The organism is Citrobacter sp. Cpo091 (assembly GCF_030332645.1).
In the GTDB taxonomy this organism is placed as follows: Bacteria; Pseudomonadota; Gammaproteobacteria; order Enterobacterales; family Enterobacteriaceae; genus Citrobacter; species Citrobacter portucalensis.
In genome coordinates, this window is the sequence record NZ_JAOWHL010000039.1 from 14,923 (window position 1) to 28,953 (window position 14,031).

Here is a 14,031-nt window from a genome sequence, read left to right on the forward strand (position 1 = left end):
CCCGATTATTTCTTGATCGGTTTGCGCGGACCCTTACGGGTACGTGCGTTGGTCTTGGTACGCTGACCGCGAACCGGGAGACCACGACGATGACGCAAACCGCGATAGCAACCAAGGTCCATAAGGCGCTTGATGCTCATGCTAACTTCACGGCGCAGATCACCTTCAACGACAAATTTGGCAACTTCGTCACGCAGCGTGTCGATTTGTTCTTCAGACAGCTCACTGATCTTAACATCTTCAGCGATACCCGCGGCAGCCAGAATGGCTTTAGAACGGGTCTTGCCGACGCCGTAGATCGAAGTTAATGCGATCACAGCATGTTTCTGATCAGGAATGTTAATGCCTGCTATACGGGCCACTATGCACTCCTACTATTTAATATGTACGCACCATGCTGAAAAGCCCGTTTTCAGGATACTCAAATGGAAACGCACAGACATACAAAAGATTGGCTGGCTAATCTAGCCAGCTCAACCCAACTTTGCAAGAAAAATATGCGAATAAATCAGCCTTGGCGCTGTTTATGCTTCGGCTCGGCACTGCAAATCACACGGATGACACCATCACGCTTAACGATTTTGCAGTTACGGCATAATTTCTTGACGGAAGCACGAACTTTCATTTTTACTCTCCGTAACTTCTCGGGCGACTGTTAACGGCCGTAGCCTTTCAGATTCGCCTTCTTCAATGCAGACTCGTACTGACTTGACATCATCAGAGTTTGCACTTGAGCCATAAAGTCCATAATCACGACAACAACGATAAGCAGTGAGGTCCCACCGAAGTAGAACGGTACTTTCATTGCATCACGCATGAACTCCGGGATCAGGCAGATAAAGGTAATGTAGAGCGCACCAACCAAAGTCAGGCGGGTCATTACTTTATCGATATACTTCGCCGTTTGCTCTCCCGGACGAATTCCTGGTACAAATGCACCGGACTTCTTCAGGTTATCTGCTGTTTCACGCGGGTTGAAGACCAACGCCGTGTAGAAGAAACAGAAGAATATGATTGCAGACGCATAGAGTAACACATAAAGCGGTTGCCCAGGCTGCAAATACAGCGAAATTGTTGTCAGCCAGTTCCAACCAGTCCCGCCCCCGAACCATGACGCGATGGTCGCCGGGAACAGAATAATACTGGAAGCGAAGATTGCCGGGATTACCCCCGCCATATTCACTTTCAGCGGTAAATGTGTGCTCTGTGCAGCATAGACACGACGACCTTGCTGACGTTTCGCGTAGTTTACCACAATACGGCGTTGACCACGCTCAACAAATACAACAAAGAACGTCACTGCGAATACTAATACTGCAACCAACAGCAACACGAGGAAGTGCAGGTCGCCTTGACGCGCTTGCTCGATAGTATGGGCAATGGCTGGCGGGAGTCCCGCGACAATACCGGCGAAGATAATGATTGAGATACCGTTGCCGATACCACGTTCAGTAATCTGTTCGCCCAACCACATCAGGAACATCGTCCCTGTAACCAGACTTACAACAGCGGTGAAATAGAATGCAAAGCCTGGGTTCATCACCAGGCCCTGCATACCAGGCATATTCGGCAGACCGGTAGCAATACCGATCGACTGGAATATTGCCAGCACCAGAGTACCGTAGCGGGTGTACTGGCTGATCTTACGACGACCAGACTCCCCTTCTTTCTTAATTTCTGCCAGCGTTGGATGAACCACCGTCAGCAGCTGGATAATGATCGACGCCGAAATATACGGCATGATCCCCAGAGCAAAGATAGAAGCACGGCTGAGAGCACCACCAGAGAACATGTTAAACATTTCAATGATGGTGCCTCGCTGTTGCTCAAGCAGTTTGGCAAGTACAGCGGCATCAATACCAGGGATCGGAATGAAAGAGCCAATACGGAACACAATCAGCGCGCCGATTACAAACAGCAGTCTGCGTTTCAGCTCGCCTAAGCCACCTTTGGCACTTTGAAAATCTAATCCCGGTTGTTTAGCCATCTGCTACTTATTCCTCGATTTTACCGCCAGCAGCTTCGATAGCAGCACGAGCGCCTTTAGTAACACGCAGGCCACGAACAGTTACCGGAGTAGTGACTTCACCAGCCAGGATCACTTTCGCGAACTCGATCTGGATACCGATAATGTTAGCTGCTTTCAGCGTGTTCAGGTCTACAACACCGCCTTCAACTTTAGCCAGGTCAGACAGACGAACTTCGGCTGTAATCGCTGCTTTACGTGAAGTGAAGCCGAATTTCGGCAGACGACGGTACAGAGGCATCTGACCACCCTCGAAACCGCGACGTACGCCACCGCCAGAACGAGACTTCTGACCTTTGTGACCACGACCACCGGTTTTACCGAGGCCAGAACCGATACCACGACCCAGGCGGCGAGCCGCTTTTTTAGAGCCTTCGGCCGGAGACAGAGTATTTAAACGCATCTCTTACTCCTCAACTTTAACCATGAAGGAAACCGCGTTGACCATACCACGAACAGCAGGAGTATCCTCGCGCTCTACGGTGTGACCAATACGACGCAGACCCAGGCCAAGCAGCGTTGCCTTGTGTTTCGGCAGACGACCGATTGCACTGCGGGTTTGAGTAATTTTAATAGTCTTTGCCATGGTTTATTTCCCCAGAATTTCTTCAACGGATTTACCACGCTTGGCAGCGACCATTTCCGGAGATTTCATATTTTCCAGGCCATCGATAGTTGCACGAACCACGTTAATCGGGTTAGTGGAACCATACGCTTTAGCCAGAACGTTACGAACTCCAGCGACTTCCAGAACGGCGCGCATTGCACCACCGGCGATGATACCGGTACCTTCGGAAGCCGGCTGCATGAATACACGAGAACCCGTGTGAGTACCCTTAACCGGGTGCTGCAGGGTGCCGTGGTTCAGCGCGACGTTAATCATATTGCGACGGGCTTTTTCCATCGCTTTCTGGATCGCTGCTGGAACTTCACGCGCTTTACCGTAACCAAAACCAACGCGACCGTTACCATCACCAACTACAGTCAGAGCTGTGAAGGAGAAAATACGACCACCTTTAACGGTTTTAGATACGCGGTTAACCGCGATCAGCTTTTCCTGCAGTTCGCCAGCTTGTTTTTCGATGTGAGCCATCTTACACCTCTACCTTAGAACTGAAGGCCAGCTTCACGGGCAGCATCTGCCAGTGCCTGGACACGACCATGATATTGGAACCCGGAACGGTCAAAAGAAACATCTTTGATGCCTTTTTCCAGAGCGCGTTCAGCAACAGCTTTACCTACAGCTGCAGCAGCGTCTTTGTTACCGGTGTACTTCAATTGTTCAGCGATAGCTTTTTCTACAGTAGAAGCAGCTACCAGAACTTCAGAACCGTTCGGTGCAATTACCTGTGCGTAAATATGACGCGGGGTACGATGTACCACCAGGCGAGTTGCACCCAGCTCCTGGAGCTTGCGGCGTGCGCGGGTCGCACGACGGATACGAGCAGATTTCTTATCCATAGTGTTACCTTACTTCTTCTTAGCCTCTTTGGTACGCACGACTTCGTCGGCGTAACGAACACCCTTGCCTTTATAAGGCTCAGGACGACGGTAGGCGCGCAGATCTGCTGCAACCTGACCGATCAGCTGTTTATCAGCGCCTTTCAGCACGATTTCAGTCTGAGACGGACATTCTGCAGTGATTCCCGCAGGCAGCTGATGGTCAACTGGGTGAGAGAAACCTAAAGCCAGGTTTACTACATTCCCTTTAACCGCTGCACGATAACCTACACCAACCAGCTGAAGCTTCTTAGTGAAGCCTTCGGTAACACCGACAACCATTGCATTCAGCAGGGCACGCGCGGTACCAGCCTGAGCCCATCCATCAGCGTAACCATCACGCGGACCGAAGGTCAGTGCATTATCTGCATGATTTACTGCAACAGCATCGTTGAGAGTACGAGTCAGCTCGCCGTTTTTACCTTTGATCGTAATAACCTGACCGTTGATTTTTACATCAACGCCGGCAGGAATAACGACCGGTGCTTTAGCAACACGAGACATTTTTTCCTCCGATTAGGCTACGTAGCAGATAATTTCGCCACCAAGACCAGCCTGGCGCGCTGCACGATCAGTCATAACACCTTTAGAGGTAGAAACAACTGCGATACCCATGCCAGCCATAACTTTCGGCAGCTCGTCTTTACGCTTATAAATGCGCAGACCTGGGCGACTGACACGCTGAATGCTTTCTACAACAGCTTTACCCTGGAAATACTTGAGAGTAAGTTCCAGTTCCGGCTTGGTGTCGCCTTCAACTTTAAAATCTTCAATAAAACCTTCTTCCTTCAGCACGTTGGCAATTGCCACTTTCAGCTTGGAGGAAGGCATGGTGACCGCAGCTTTATTCGCGGCCTGACCGTTACGGATACGGGTCAGCATATCCGCGATCGGATCTTGCATGCTCATCTGTCTTTACTCCCGTGATTCAATTGGTAATTACCAGCTAGCCTTTTTCAAGCCTGGTACTTCACCGCGCATGGCGGCTTCACGCAGTTTGATACGGCTCAACCCGAACTTGCCCACATAGCCATGCGGACGACCTGTTTGACGGCAGCGGTTACGCTGACGGGACGGGCTGGAATCACGCGGCAGAGACTGCAGCTTGAGAACTGCGTTCCAACGATCTTCGTCGGTCGCGTTCACATCAGAGATAATAGCTTTCAGTTCAGCGCGTTTTGCGAAGTACTTATCAGCTAAAGCTACGCGCTTTACTTCGCGTGCTTTCATTGATTGCTTAGCCATTCAGTAACCCTACCTTACTTGCGGAACGGGAAGTCAAAGGCAGCCAGCAGAGCACGGCCTTCTTCATCAGATTTCGCAGTAGTGGTAATGGTAATATCCAAACCACGCACGCGGTCGACTTTATCGTAGTCGATTTCTGGGAAGATGATCTGCTCACGGACACCCATGCTGTAGTTACCACGACCGTCAAAAGACTTAGCGGACAAGCCACGGAAGTCACGGATACGTGGAACAGCAATAGTGATCAGGCGCTCAAAGAACTCCCACATGCGTTCGCCACGCAGAGTTACTTTACAGCCGATCGGATAGCCCTGACGGATTTTGAAGCCTGCAACTGATTTGCGTGCTTTGGTGATCAGCGGTTTTTGACCGGAGATTGCTGTCAGGTCAGCTGCTGCGTTATCCAGCAGTTTCTTGTCAGCGATCGCTTCACCAACACCCATGTTCAGGGTGATCTTCTCGACCCGAGGGACTTGCATGACAGAATTGTAGTTAAACTCAGTCATGAGTTTAGCGACTACTTCGTCTTTGTAGTAATCATGCAGTTTCGCCATCGTACTACTCCAAATTACTTGATAGTTTCGCTGTTAGATTTAAAGAAACGGACTTTTTTGCCGTCTTCGAATCTAAAGCCTACACGGTCAGCCTTGCCGGTTGCCGCGTTGAAGATAGCAAGGTTAGAGATCTGAATAGCTGCTTCTTTCTCTACGATGCCGCCTGGTTGGTTCAGGGCCGGAACCGGCTTCTGATGTTTCTTAACCAGGTTGATACCTTCAACAATGACCTTGCCGGAAGACAGGACATTCTTAACTTTACCGCGTTTACCTTTATCTTTACCGGTTAACACGATAACTTCGTCATCACGACGGATCTTCGCTGCCATGATTCGCTCCTTAGAGTACTTCTGGTGCCAGAGAGATAATTTTCATGAACTTCTCGTTACGAAGTTCACGAGTTACCGGCCCAAAAATACGCGTACCGATAGGTTGCTCGCTGTTATTGTTTAAAATAACGCATGCATTACCATCGAAGCGAATGACAGAACCGTCCGGGCGACGAACACCCTTCTTGGTGCGCACCACTACCGCCTTCAGCACATCACCTTTTTTGACCTTACCACGCGGAATTGCTTCCTTGATGGTGATCTTGATGATATCGCCGACGCCTGCGTAGCGACGGTGCGAGCCACCCAGAACCTTGATACACATTACGCGACGTGCACCGGAGTTGTCGGCGACGTTCAGCATAGTCTGTTCTTGGATCATTTTAGTGCTCCGCTAATGTCAACTACTACTGAGACCCGAAAATCAGGTCGTTAAAAAAGCCCCATATCGGGGGCGCGGCATTATAACACCGCTTCAACGATATGGGTAGAAAAAATAAACGGCTCATCGCTGAGCCGTTTATTCGTTGAGAATGCCTACTGTATTACAGAACGGCTTTCTCTACAACGCGAACCAGCGTCCAGGACTTAGTCTTGGACAGCGGACGGCATTCGCGGATTTCAACCACGTCACCAGTACCGCATTCGTTGTTCTCGTCATGTACGTGCAGTTTGGTCGTACGCTTAATGAATTTACCGTAGATCGGGTGTTTCACAAAACGTTCGATAGCAACAACGATGGATTTCTCCATTTTATCGCTAACAACGCGACCTTGCAGAGTACGGATTTTATCGGTCATTACGCACCCGCCTTCTCAGTCAGTAAAGTCTTAACGCGTGCGACGTCACGACGCACTTGCTTCAACAGGTGAGACTGTTGCAGCTGGCCACTTGCAGCCTGCATACGCAGGTTGAACTGCTCACGCAGCAGATTCAGCAGCTCGGTGTTCAGCTCTTCAACACTCTTCTCACGCAGCTCTTTTGCTTTCATTACATCACCGTCTTAGTTACAAAGGTGGTTTTAATCGGCAGTTTCGCTGCTGCCAGCTTGAATGCTTCACGGGCCAGCTCTTCCGGTACGCCGTCCATTTCATACAGGACTTTACCCGGCTGAATCAAGGCAACCCAATACTCCACGTTACCTTTACCTTTACCCATACGCACTGCCAGCGGCTTTTCAGTGATCGGTTTGTCCGGGAATACACGGATCCAGATCTTACCTTGACGCTTAACTGCACGGGTCATAGCACGACGTGCTGCTTCGATCTGACGGGCAGTCAGACGACCACGGCCAACAGCTTTCAGACCGAAGCTGCCGAAGCTAACATCCGCGCCAGCAGCCAGACCGCGGTTACGGCCTTTGTGCATTTTACGGAATTTTGTACGCTTTGGTTGTAACATCAGCGACGCTCCTTATTTACGGCCTTTACGCTGCTGCTTTTTAGGTTGCGCAGCCGGTTTTTCCGGTTGTTCAACAGCAGCCATACCACCCAGGATCTCGCCTTTGAAGATCCACACTTTAACGCCGATTACACCGTAAGTGGTGTGCGCTTCAGAGGTGTTGTAGTCGATGTCAGCACGCAGAGTGTGCAGAGGTACGCGACCTTCGCGGTACCATTCGGTACGTGCGATTTCCGCGCCGCCCAGACGCCCGCTAACTTCAACTTTGATACCTTTAGCGCCCAGACGCATTGCGTTCTGTACAGCACGCTTCATAGCACGACGGAACATAACACGACGTTCCAGCTGAGAAGTGATGCTGTCAGCAACCAATTTTGCGTCCAGTTCAGGCTTACGCACTTCGGCGATATTGATCTGAGCAGGAACGCCAGCAATATCCGCTACGACTTTGCGCAGTTTTTCTACGTCTTCGCCTTTCTTACCGATAACGATACCCGGGCGAGCGGTGTGAATGGTCACACGGATGCTCTTAGCCGGACGCTCGATAACGATACGAGATACAGACGCTTTAGCCAGTTCCTTAGTCAGGTACTGACGTACTTTAAAATCGCTGTCCAGGTTGTCAGCGAATTCTTTGGTGTTCGCAAACCAGGTTGAGTTCCATGGTTTTACAATACCCAGGCGAATACCATTAGGATGTACTTTCTGACCCATTGCTAGTCTCCAGAGTCTCAGCGATCGGACACAACCACAGTAATGTGGCTGGTGCGCTTCAGGATGCGATCTGCACGACCTTTTGCACGCGGCATAATGCGCTTCATGCTCGGGCCTTCGTCTACGAAAATTTTCGTAACTTTCAGATCGTCAATGTCAGCGCCATCGTTGTGTTCAGCGTTAGCAATGGCAGATTCCAGGACTTTCTTAACCAGTACAGCCGCTTTCTTATTGGTGTAGGTCAGAATATCCAGAGCCTGCGACACTTTCTTACCGCGAATCAGGTCTGCAACAAGGCGAACCTTCTGAGCAGAAGAACGAGCATGGCGATGTTGAGCTAAAGTTTCCATCTCTTCCTCCTACCTTATTTCTTCTTCGCTTTTTTATCAGCAGCGTGGCCGCGATAAGTACGAGTCGGTGCGAATTCACCCAGTTTGTGACCGACCATTTCGTCGGAAACAAATACCGGAACGTGCTGACGACCATTATGGACAGCGATGGTCAAACCGATCATGTTAGGAAAGATCGTTGAACGACGGGACCAAGTGCGCAGGGGCTTCTTGTCTCCGCTTTCCACCGCTTTCTCTACCTTCTTCAGCAAGTGCAGGTCAATAAAAGGACCTTTCTTGAGAGAACGTGGCATGGCTTATCCTCTAAAATTATTTGCTACGGCGACGTACGATGAATTTATCAGTACGCTTGTTGCTGCGGGTCTTCTTACCTTTGGTCTGAACGCCCCACGGAGTTACCGGGTGCTTACCAAAGTTACGACCTTCACCACCACCATGTGGGTGATCGACTGGGTTCATCGCAGTACCGCGAACGGTAGGACGAACACCACGCCAGCGTGCAGCACCTGCTTTACCCAGAACGCGCAGCATATGCTCAGCATTGCCAACTTCGCCCAGAGTTGCACGGCAGTCTGCTTCGACTTTACGCATTTCACCAGAACGCAGACGCAGGGTGACATAAGCACCATCACGAGCAACGATCTGAACGTAAGTACCAGCGGAACGTGCCAGCTGACCGCCTTTACCTGGTTTCATTTCTACGTTATGAACGGTAGAACCAACCGGGATATTGCGCATCGGCAGGGTGTTACCTGCTTTGATTGCAGCATCAACGCCAGACTGAATCTGGTCGCCAGCTTTCAGGCCTTTAGGGGCCAGGATGTAACGGCGTTCACCGTCTTTGTACAGAACCAGCGCGATGTTCGCGGAGCGGTTCGGATCGTACTCAAGACGTTCAACAACTGCCGGGATACCGTCTTTGTTGCGTTTGAAGTCAACAATACGATAAGCCTGCTTGTGACCACCACCGATGTGACGAGTGGTGATGCGGCCATTGTTGTTACGACCACCGGATTTGCTGTTTTTTTCAACCAGCGGAGCAAAAGGTTTGCCCTTGTGCAGCTCTGGGTTGACCACTTTAACAACGTGGCGACGACCCGGAGATGTCGGTTTACATTTAACAACTGCCATTGTATTACTCCTCCGACTTACTCAGCGCCGCCGACGAAGTCCAGATTCTGGCCTTCCTTCAGGGTGACGTAAGCTTTTTTCCAGTCGCTACGACGACCGATACGCTGTCCGTGACGTTTAACTTTCCCTTTAACTACCAGGGTGTTAACGACTTCGACTTCGACTTCAAACAGTTTCTGCACAGCAGCTTTGATTTCTGCTTTGGTCGCGTCTTTAGCAACTTTGAGAACGATGGTGTTAGTTTTTTCCATCGCAGTAGACGCTTTTTCAGAAACGTGCGGTGCGCGCAGCACTTTCAGCAGACGTTCTTCACGAATCATGCCAGCATCTCCTCAACTTGCTTAACAGCATCAGCAGTCATTACGACTTTGTCGAAGGCGATCAGGCTAACCGGGTCGATACCAGTTGCATCGCGTACGTCAACCTTGTGCAGGTTGCGCGCAGCCAGGAACAGGTTTTCGTCCAGCTCACCGGTGATGATCAGCACATCTTCCAGAGCCATGTCTTTCAGTTTCTGTGCCAGCAGCTTAGTTTTAGGCGCTTCTACAGAGAATGATTCGACAACGATCAGACGATCCTGACGTACCAGTTCGGACAGAATGCTTTTCAGCGCGCCGCGGTACATCTTTTTGTTAACTTTTTGACTGTGGTCCTGTGGACGAGCAGCGAAGGTCACGCCACCTGAACGCCAGATCGGGCTCTTGATAGAACCTGAACGCGCACGGCCGGTACCTTTCTGGCGCCACGGCTTTTTGCCTGAACCAGTTACTTCAGCACGAGTCTTCTGAGCACGAGTACCCTGACGAGCACCAGCTGCATAAGCAACAACAACCTGGTGAACCAGCGCTTCGTTGAAATCACGACCGAAGGTAGTTTCGGAAACAGTCAGCGCGCTCTGCGCGTCTTTCAATACTAATTCCATTGCTATCCCCTTACGCCTTCACAGCTGGTTTAACGATCAGGTCGCAACCGGTCGCACCCGGAACACCACCTTTAACCAGCAGCAGGTTGCGCTCAGCGTCAACACGTACTACGTCCAGGCTCTGAACGGTTACACGTTCGTTGCCCAGCTGACCTGCCATTTTCTTGCCTTTGAACACTTTGCCCGGAGTCTGGTTCTGACCGATAGAACCCGGAACGCGGTGAGACAAGGAGTTACCGTGAGTAGCGTCCTGGGTACGGAAGTTCCAGCGCTTAACGGTACCAGCGAAACCTTTACCTTTAGAGGTACCGGTTACGTCAACTTTTTTAACGTCAGCAAACAGTTCAACGCTAATGTTCTGACCAACGGTGTATTCTTCACCATCTGCCAGACGGAATTCCCACAGGCCGCGGCCAGCTTCTACGCCAGCTTTAGCAAAGTGGCCAGCTTCCGGCTTAGTTACGCGGTTAGCTTTTTTAGCACCGGTGGTAACCTGAACAGCGCGATAGCCATCGTTAGCCAGATCTTTAACCTGAGTAACGCGGTTTGCTTCAACTTCGATAACGGTTACTGGGATAGATACGCCATCTTCAGTGAAGATGCGGGTCATACCCACTTTTTTACCGACTAAACCAATCATTGTATCAACCTCTCAATCGCTCGATGACCTGATTAACCCAGGCTGATCTGCACGTCTACACCGGCAGCCAGGTCCAGACGCATCAGAGCATCAACGGTTTTTTCAGTTGGCTCAACGATGTCAACCAGACGCTTGTGAGTACGGATCTCGTACTGATCACGCGCGTCTTTGTTGACGTGCGGGGAGATCAGAACGGTGAAACGCTCTTTGCGGGTCGGCAGCGGGATCGGACCACGAACCTGCGCACCAGTGCGCTTGGCAGTCTCGACGATTTCCGCGGTTGATTGATCGATCAGACGATGATCAAACGCTTTCAAACGGATACGGATTCTTTGGTTCTGCATGAGACCAGAGCTCCAATTATTTTATAGACGAAATAGTTACTCCTCAAACCCATTACGATTGATGGGAGAGTGTAACCGTTCTTACAGAGTTCCCCGATTGGGAACATTGTCTGGTATTGCTTTCGCAGTACCGGTGGCTCATATCGAACCGCTGTCAATATTAGACAAGCCCGCGCATTATACGTAAATCTCAGTCTTAAGCAAGTGCCGCGTAGAAATTAATCACTCGTTCACCAATGCGGCGCTCCTTCCACTCTGATTGTATGTCCTGTGGTGCAACGCGTTTTCCGTGGAAGAGAGCATCCATAACCCACATCCCGGGCTTGTAGGGCCGCCGGGTTTACCTGAAGGTAAACTCTTTACCAGATAAGGCTTGCCCATGTACATCGACCTCCCCTTTCTGTTGATTTATGTTTCGCTATCAGGGTTGCTCTTAGTCCATGACCTACGTACCGGGTTACTGCCCGACAAATTTACCTGCCCTCTTTTGTGGGGCGGTCTTATTTATCATCAATGCTGCAGACCTGCACAGTTATCCGACGCGCTTTGGGGTGCTATAGCGGGCTATGGGGTATTTGCTTTGTTCTACTGGGGGTATCGTTTGATATGTCGACAGGAAGGGTTAGGCTTTGGTGATGTCAAATTTCTTGCCGCGCTAGGCGCATGGCATCGCTGGGAATCATTACCACTTTTGGTTTTACTTGCCGCGGGTATGGCATGTTGCCTCACCGGGATTTCCTGCGTCCGTTACGGGAAACAGGTACTAAAAAACCCGCTGCCATTTGGGCCATATCTGGCGGCTGCGGGTTTTGTTATTGGCCTGGTAAGTATGATACAGGGCGGTTAGTCACTGACTTTAATTTGCGATTGCAGATAATTTTGTAAGCCAAGTTTTGCAATCAGGTCCAGCTCGGTTTCGAGCCAGTCAATATGCCCTTCTTCTTCAGTCAGGATCTCAATCATCATATCCCGGCTGACATAATCATGAACGCTATCGGCATAGGCAATGGCTTCACGTAAATCTTTAGCACCATCGAGTTCGAGTCGAAGATCGGATTGCAGCATCTCTTCAACGTCTTCGCCAATACCCAACTTGCCAAGATCCTGCAAGTTCGGGATCCCTTCTAAGAATAAAATACGCTCGATATATTTATCAGCGTGTTTCATCTCATCGATAGATTCATGGTACTCAACATCATTGAGGCGAGTCAGTCCCCAGTTTTTAAACATACGAGCATGGAGAAAATACTGGTTGATCGCGACAAGCTCATTTCCCAATAGTTTATTGAGATAATTTATGATTTTAACATCACCTTTCATTTTATAGTCCCTCCGCTTCCACTCTTAGAGCGTAGATGGGGCTACAGGGATGTCAAAAAAAAGAGTGTGACTTAGGCGATCTCTTTAAATTCTGGCATTTGCGTTAATTCATCCTGCATGACTTCGCGGGCAGCACGAATGCACTTACCGCATTGATTTCCAACAGGAATAAATTTACGTAATTGCTGAAAAGACTGAGGATGAAACTGGCGAACAGCCTGACGTATTTTTTTATCACTTATTGCATTACACAAACAAACGTACATGATCGCTCCCGTTCAATTTCTGCGCAAAGTGTAAATGAGAATAGTTATGATTACAATAGCACAACGCGATTTACGCGGCGGGAGAATGAATAAAAAATGCGAATAAATATGACTACGACTAAATTGCAGGTAGCAAAAAGGGCGCCGAAGCGCCCTTTTTAAGCTCAAAGCTAATTAATCAATAATTAGCTCATTACTTTAGCAACAACGCCCGCACCAACAGTACGGCCGCCTTCACGGATTGCGAAACGCAGACCGTCGTCCATCGCGATTGGGTGGATCAAGGTAACAACCATTTTGATGTTGTCGCCCGGCATTACCATCTCTACGCCTTCTGGCAGTTCGATGGTACCAGTCACGTCAGTAGTACGGAAGTAGAACTGCGGACGGTAGCCTTTGAAGAACGGAGTATGACGGCCGCCTTCGTCTTTGGACAGAATGTACACTTCAGATTCGAACTTGGTGTGCGGCTTGATAGAGCCCGGCTTAGCCAGTACCTGACCACGTTCGATTTCTTCACGTTTGATACCACGCAGCAGAACACCAACGTTCTCACCAGCACGGCCTTCGTCCAGCAGTTTGCGGAACATTTCAACGCCAGTACAGGTAGACTTAGCAGTCTCTTTGATACCAACGATTTCAACTTCTTCACCAACTTTGATGATACCGCGTTCTACACGACCGGTAACAACGGTACCACGACCGGAGATGGAGAATACGTCTTCGATAGGCAGCAGGAACGGCTTGTCAATCGCACGCTCTGGTTCTGGGATGTAAGAATCCAGGAAGCCAGCCAGTTCGATGATTTTCGCTTCCCACTCTGCTTCGCCTTCCAGCGCTTTCAGAGCAGAACCACGAACGATCGGAGTGTCGTCGCCTGGGAAATCGTACTGAGACAGAAGTTCACGAACTTCCATTTCTACCAGTTCCAGCAGCTCTTCGTCATCAACCATGTCGCATTTGTTCAGGAACACGATGATGTACGGAACGCCTACCTGACGACCCAGCAGGATGTGCTCACGAGTCTGCGGCATCGGGCCGTCAGTCGCAGCAACAACCAGGATCGCGCCGTCCATCTGCGCAGCACCGGTGATCATGTTTTTAACATAGTCGGCGTGGCCCGGGCAGTCTACGTGTGCGTAGTGGCGAGTCGGGGTGTCATATTCAACGTGAGAAGTGTTGATGGTGATACCACGAGCTTTTTCTTCCGGCGCGTTATCGATCTGGTCGAATGCACGAGCAGCACCGCCGTAGGTTTTAGCCAGTACGGTAGTGATTGCAGCGGTCAG

The 14,031-nt window shown here is 50.1% G+C and carries 28 protein-coding genes; 1 reads left to right on the forward strand and 27 read right to left on the reverse strand.

Annotation, left to right across the window (positions count from 1 at the left end):
• Positions 1–5: 5 nt before the first annotated feature.
• From rpsM to rpsJ, 24 genes are all read right to left on the reverse strand, one after another.
• Positions 6–362, reverse strand: coding sequence for a 30S ribosomal protein S13 (gene rpsM, locus OGY04_RS16460; protein WP_003031135.1), 357 nt, complete (start codon positions 360–362; stop codon positions 6–8).
• 146 nt (positions 363–508) lie between these two features.
• Positions 509–625, reverse strand: a complete 117-nt coding sequence (gene rpmJ, locus OGY04_RS16465; RefSeq protein ID WP_000868187.1) for a 50S ribosomal protein L36 — start codon at positions 623–625, stop codon at positions 509–511.
• Positions 626–655: 30 nt separating this feature from the next.
• A complete protein-coding gene (gene secY / locus OGY04_RS16470; protein WP_001118864.1) occupies positions 656–1,987 on the reverse strand; it encodes a preprotein translocase subunit SecY in 1,332 nt (443 codons plus the stop codon).
• Between the two features lie 7 nt (positions 1,988–1,994).
• A complete protein-coding gene (rplO, locus tag OGY04_RS16475) occupies positions 1,995–2,429 on the reverse strand; it encodes a 50S ribosomal protein L15 (RefSeq protein WP_003031132.1) in 435 nt (144 codons plus the stop codon).
• A 3-nt stretch (positions 2,430–2,432) separates the two neighbouring features.
• Complete coding sequence (gene rpmD, locus OGY04_RS16480) at positions 2,433–2,612, reverse strand: 50S ribosomal protein L30 (RefSeq protein WP_001140434.1); 180 nt, start codon at positions 2,610–2,612, stop codon at positions 2,433–2,435.
• Between the two features lie 3 nt (positions 2,613–2,615).
• Positions 2,616–3,119, reverse strand: a complete 504-nt coding sequence (rpsE, locus tag OGY04_RS16485; RefSeq protein ID WP_003031131.1) for a 30S ribosomal protein S5 — start codon at positions 3,117–3,119, stop codon at positions 2,616–2,618.
• 14 nt (positions 3,120–3,133) lie between these two features.
• Entirely contained in the window at positions 3,134–3,487 is a 354-nt protein-coding gene (rplR, locus tag OGY04_RS16490) for a 50S ribosomal protein L18 (RefSeq protein WP_000358960.1), read from the reverse strand.
• Between the two features lie 9 nt (positions 3,488–3,496).
• Positions 3,497–4,030, reverse strand: a complete 534-nt coding sequence (gene rplF, locus OGY04_RS16495; RefSeq protein WP_003031129.1) for a 50S ribosomal protein L6 — start codon at positions 4,028–4,030, stop codon at positions 3,497–3,499.
• A 12-nt stretch (positions 4,031–4,042) separates the two neighbouring features.
• The gene (rpsH, locus tag OGY04_RS16500; RefSeq protein ID WP_003031127.1) at positions 4,043–4,435 is read right to left on the reverse strand and encodes a 30S ribosomal protein S8; all 393 of its coding nucleotides are present in this window, start codon (positions 4,433–4,435) and stop codon (positions 4,043–4,045) included.
• A 30-nt stretch (positions 4,436–4,465) separates the two neighbouring features.
• A complete protein-coding gene (gene rpsN / locus OGY04_RS16505) occupies positions 4,466–4,771 on the reverse strand; it encodes a 30S ribosomal protein S14 (RefSeq protein ID WP_003031125.1) in 306 nt (101 codons plus the stop codon).
• 14 nt (positions 4,772–4,785) lie between these two features.
• Positions 4,786–5,325, reverse strand: coding sequence for a 50S ribosomal protein L5 (rplE, locus tag OGY04_RS16510; protein WP_003031123.1), 540 nt, complete (start codon positions 5,323–5,325; stop codon positions 4,786–4,788).
• 14 nt (positions 5,326–5,339) lie between these two features.
• On the reverse strand, positions 5,340–5,654 hold the full coding sequence (gene rplX / locus OGY04_RS16515) for a 50S ribosomal protein L24 (protein WP_003031122.1): 315 nt from the start codon (positions 5,652–5,654) through the stop codon (positions 5,340–5,342).
• Between the two features lie 10 nt (positions 5,655–5,664).
• Positions 5,665–6,036, reverse strand: a complete 372-nt coding sequence (gene rplN / locus OGY04_RS16520) for a 50S ribosomal protein L14 (protein ID WP_000613954.1) — start codon at positions 6,034–6,036, stop codon at positions 5,665–5,667.
• Between the two features lie 163 nt (positions 6,037–6,199).
• Entirely contained in the window at positions 6,200–6,454 is a 255-nt protein-coding gene (gene rpsQ, locus OGY04_RS16525; RefSeq protein ID WP_003031120.1) for a 30S ribosomal protein S17, read from the reverse strand.
• The gene (gene rpmC / locus OGY04_RS16530) at positions 6,454–6,645 is read right to left on the reverse strand and encodes a 50S ribosomal protein L29 (RefSeq protein WP_000644742.1); all 192 of its coding nucleotides are present in this window, start codon (positions 6,643–6,645) and stop codon (positions 6,454–6,456) included. The genes rpsQ and rpmC overlap by 1 nt, the downstream gene beginning before the upstream one ends.
• On the reverse strand, positions 6,645–7,055 hold the full coding sequence (gene rplP / locus OGY04_RS16535; RefSeq protein WP_000941208.1) for a 50S ribosomal protein L16: 411 nt from the start codon (positions 7,053–7,055) through the stop codon (positions 6,645–6,647). Before rplP ends, rpmC begins: the two co-directional genes overlap by 1 nt.
• Positions 7,056–7,067: 12 nt before the next feature.
• Entirely contained in the window at positions 7,068–7,769 is a 702-nt protein-coding gene (gene rpsC, locus OGY04_RS16540; RefSeq protein ID WP_000529945.1) for a 30S ribosomal protein S3, read from the reverse strand.
• A gap of 17 nt (positions 7,770–7,786) precedes the next feature.
• Complete coding sequence (rplV, locus tag OGY04_RS16545; protein ID WP_000448832.1) at positions 7,787–8,119, reverse strand: 50S ribosomal protein L22; 333 nt, start codon at positions 8,117–8,119, stop codon at positions 7,787–7,789.
• 14 nt (positions 8,120–8,133) lie between these two features.
• Positions 8,134–8,412 (reverse strand): 30S ribosomal protein S19, encoded by a 279-nt coding sequence (gene rpsS / locus OGY04_RS16550; RefSeq protein WP_001138115.1) that lies wholly within the window; start codon positions 8,410–8,412, stop codon positions 8,134–8,136.
• 16 nt (positions 8,413–8,428) lie between these two features.
• Complete coding sequence (gene rplB, locus OGY04_RS16555; protein WP_000301869.1) at positions 8,429–9,250, reverse strand: 50S ribosomal protein L2; 822 nt, start codon at positions 9,248–9,250, stop codon at positions 8,429–8,431.
• 17 nt (positions 9,251–9,267) lie between these two features.
• Positions 9,268–9,570, reverse strand: coding sequence for a 50S ribosomal protein L23 (gene rplW, locus OGY04_RS16560; RefSeq protein WP_000617546.1), 303 nt, complete (start codon positions 9,568–9,570; stop codon positions 9,268–9,270).
• The gene (gene rplD, locus OGY04_RS16565) at positions 9,567–10,172 is read right to left on the reverse strand and encodes a 50S ribosomal protein L4 (RefSeq protein WP_003031119.1); all 606 of its coding nucleotides are present in this window, start codon (positions 10,170–10,172) and stop codon (positions 9,567–9,569) included. The genes rplW and rplD overlap by 4 nt, the downstream gene beginning before the upstream one ends.
• A gap of 10 nt (positions 10,173–10,182) precedes the next feature.
• Positions 10,183–10,812, reverse strand: a complete 630-nt coding sequence (gene rplC, locus OGY04_RS16570; RefSeq protein ID WP_003031117.1) for a 50S ribosomal protein L3 — start codon at positions 10,810–10,812, stop codon at positions 10,183–10,185.
• 32 nt (positions 10,813–10,844) lie between these two features.
• A complete protein-coding gene (rpsJ, locus tag OGY04_RS16575) occupies positions 10,845–11,156 on the reverse strand; it encodes a 30S ribosomal protein S10 (RefSeq protein ID WP_001181005.1) in 312 nt (103 codons plus the stop codon).
• Between the two features lie 379 nt (positions 11,157–11,535).
• On the opposite strand from rpsJ, the gene OGY04_RS16580 reads away from it, so the two are divergent.
• On the forward strand, positions 11,536–12,003 hold the full coding sequence (locus tag OGY04_RS16580) for a prepilin peptidase (protein ID WP_286585666.1): 468 nt from the start codon (positions 11,536–11,538) through the stop codon (positions 12,001–12,003).
• Here OGY04_RS16580 and bfr read toward each other — a convergent pair.
• The 3 genes from bfr to tuf all read right to left on the reverse strand — a co-directional run.
• Positions 12,000–12,476 (reverse strand): bacterioferritin, encoded by a 477-nt coding sequence (bfr, locus tag OGY04_RS16585; protein WP_003827773.1) that lies wholly within the window; start codon positions 12,474–12,476, stop codon positions 12,000–12,002. The two genes, OGY04_RS16580 and bfr, sit on opposite strands and share 4 nt — an antisense overlap.
• A 71-nt stretch (positions 12,477–12,547) precedes the next feature.
• The gene (gene bfd / locus OGY04_RS16590) at positions 12,548–12,742 is read right to left on the reverse strand and encodes a bacterioferritin-associated ferredoxin (protein ID WP_003031111.1); all 195 of its coding nucleotides are present in this window, start codon (positions 12,740–12,742) and stop codon (positions 12,548–12,550) included.
• Positions 12,743–12,927: 185 nt separating this feature from the next.
• Positions 12,928–14,031: elongation factor Tu (gene tuf / locus OGY04_RS16595; protein WP_049027942.1), on the reverse strand; the 1,104-nt coding region annotated here is incomplete at its 5' end.

Coding starts and splice junctions, on each gene's coding strand:
- rplW (WP_000617546.1), bottom strand. CDS start 9,570: ATGATTCGTGAAGAACGTCTGCTGAAAGTGCTGCGCGCACCGCACGTT.
- rpsE (WP_003031131.1), bottom strand. CDS start 3,119: ATGGCTCACATCGAAAAACAAGCTGGCGAACTGCAGGAAAAGCTGATC.
- rplD (WP_003031119.1), bottom strand. CDS start 10,172: ATGGAATTAGTATTGAAAGACGCGCAGAGCGCGCTGACTGTTTCCGAA.
- rplC (WP_003031117.1), bottom strand. CDS start 10,812: ATGATTGGTTTAGTCGGTAAAAAAGTGGGTATGACCCGCATCTTCACT.
- rplX (WP_003031122.1), bottom strand. CDS start 5,654: ATGGCAGCGAAGATCCGTCGTGATGACGAAGTTATCGTGTTAACCGGT.
- bfd (WP_003031111.1), bottom strand. CDS start 12,742: ATGTACGTTTGTTTGTGTAATGCAATAAGTGATAAAAAAATACGTCAG.
- rpmC (WP_000644742.1), bottom strand. CDS start 6,645: ATGAAAGCAAAAGAGCTGCGTGAGAAGAGTGTTGAAGAGCTGAACACC.
- rpsJ (WP_001181005.1), bottom strand. CDS start 11,156: ATGCAGAACCAAAGAATCCGTATCCGTTTGAAAGCGTTTGATCATCGT.
- rpmD (WP_001140434.1), bottom strand. CDS start 2,612: ATGGCAAAGACTATTAAAATTACTCAAACCCGCAGTGCAATCGGTCGT.
- bfr (WP_003827773.1), bottom strand. CDS start 12,476: ATGAAAGGTGATGTTAAAATCATAAATTATCTCAATAAACTATTGGGA.
- rpmJ (WP_000868187.1), bottom strand. CDS start 625: ATGAAAGTTCGTGCTTCCGTCAAGAAATTATGCCGTAACTGCAAAATC.
- rpsS (WP_001138115.1), bottom strand. CDS start 8,412: ATGCCACGTTCTCTCAAGAAAGGTCCTTTTATTGACCTGCACTTGCTG.
- rplO (WP_003031132.1), bottom strand. CDS start 2,429: ATGCGTTTAAATACTCTGTCTCCGGCCGAAGGCTCTAAAAAAGCGGCT.
- rplB (WP_000301869.1), bottom strand. CDS start 9,250: ATGGCAGTTGTTAAATGTAAACCGACATCTCCGGGTCGTCGCCACGTT.
- rpsQ (WP_003031120.1), bottom strand. CDS start 6,454: ATGACCGATAAAATCCGTACTCTGCAAGGTCGCGTTGTTAGCGATAAA.
- rpsC (WP_000529945.1), bottom strand. CDS start 7,769: ATGGGTCAGAAAGTACATCCTAATGGTATTCGCCTGGGTATTGTAAAA.
- rplF (WP_003031129.1), bottom strand. CDS start 4,030: ATGTCTCGTGTTGCTAAAGCACCGGTCGTTATTCCTGCCGGCGTTGAT.
- OGY04_RS16580 (WP_286585666.1), top strand. CDS start 11,536: ATGTACATCGACCTCCCCTTTCTGTTGATTTATGTTTCGCTATCAGGG.
- rpsH (WP_003031127.1), bottom strand. CDS start 4,435: ATGAGCATGCAAGATCCGATCGCGGATATGCTGACCCGTATCCGTAAC.
- rplE (WP_003031123.1), bottom strand. CDS start 5,325: ATGGCGAAACTGCATGATTACTACAAAGACGAAGTAGTCGCTAAACTC.
- rplP (WP_000941208.1), bottom strand. CDS start 7,055: ATGTTACAACCAAAGCGTACAAAATTCCGTAAAATGCACAAAGGCCGT.
- rpsN (WP_003031125.1), bottom strand. CDS start 4,771: ATGGCTAAGCAATCAATGAAAGCACGCGAAGTAAAGCGCGTAGCTTTA.
- secY (WP_001118864.1), bottom strand. CDS start 1,987: ATGGCTAAACAACCGGGATTAGATTTTCAAAGTGCCAAAGGTGGCTTA.
- rplN (WP_000613954.1), bottom strand. CDS start 6,036: ATGATCCAAGAACAGACTATGCTGAACGTCGCCGACAACTCCGGTGCA.
- rplV (WP_000448832.1), bottom strand. CDS start 8,119: ATGGAAACTTTAGCTCAACATCGCCATGCTCGTTCTTCTGCTCAGAAG.
- rplR (WP_000358960.1), bottom strand. CDS start 3,487: ATGGATAAGAAATCTGCTCGTATCCGTCGTGCGACCCGCGCACGCCGC.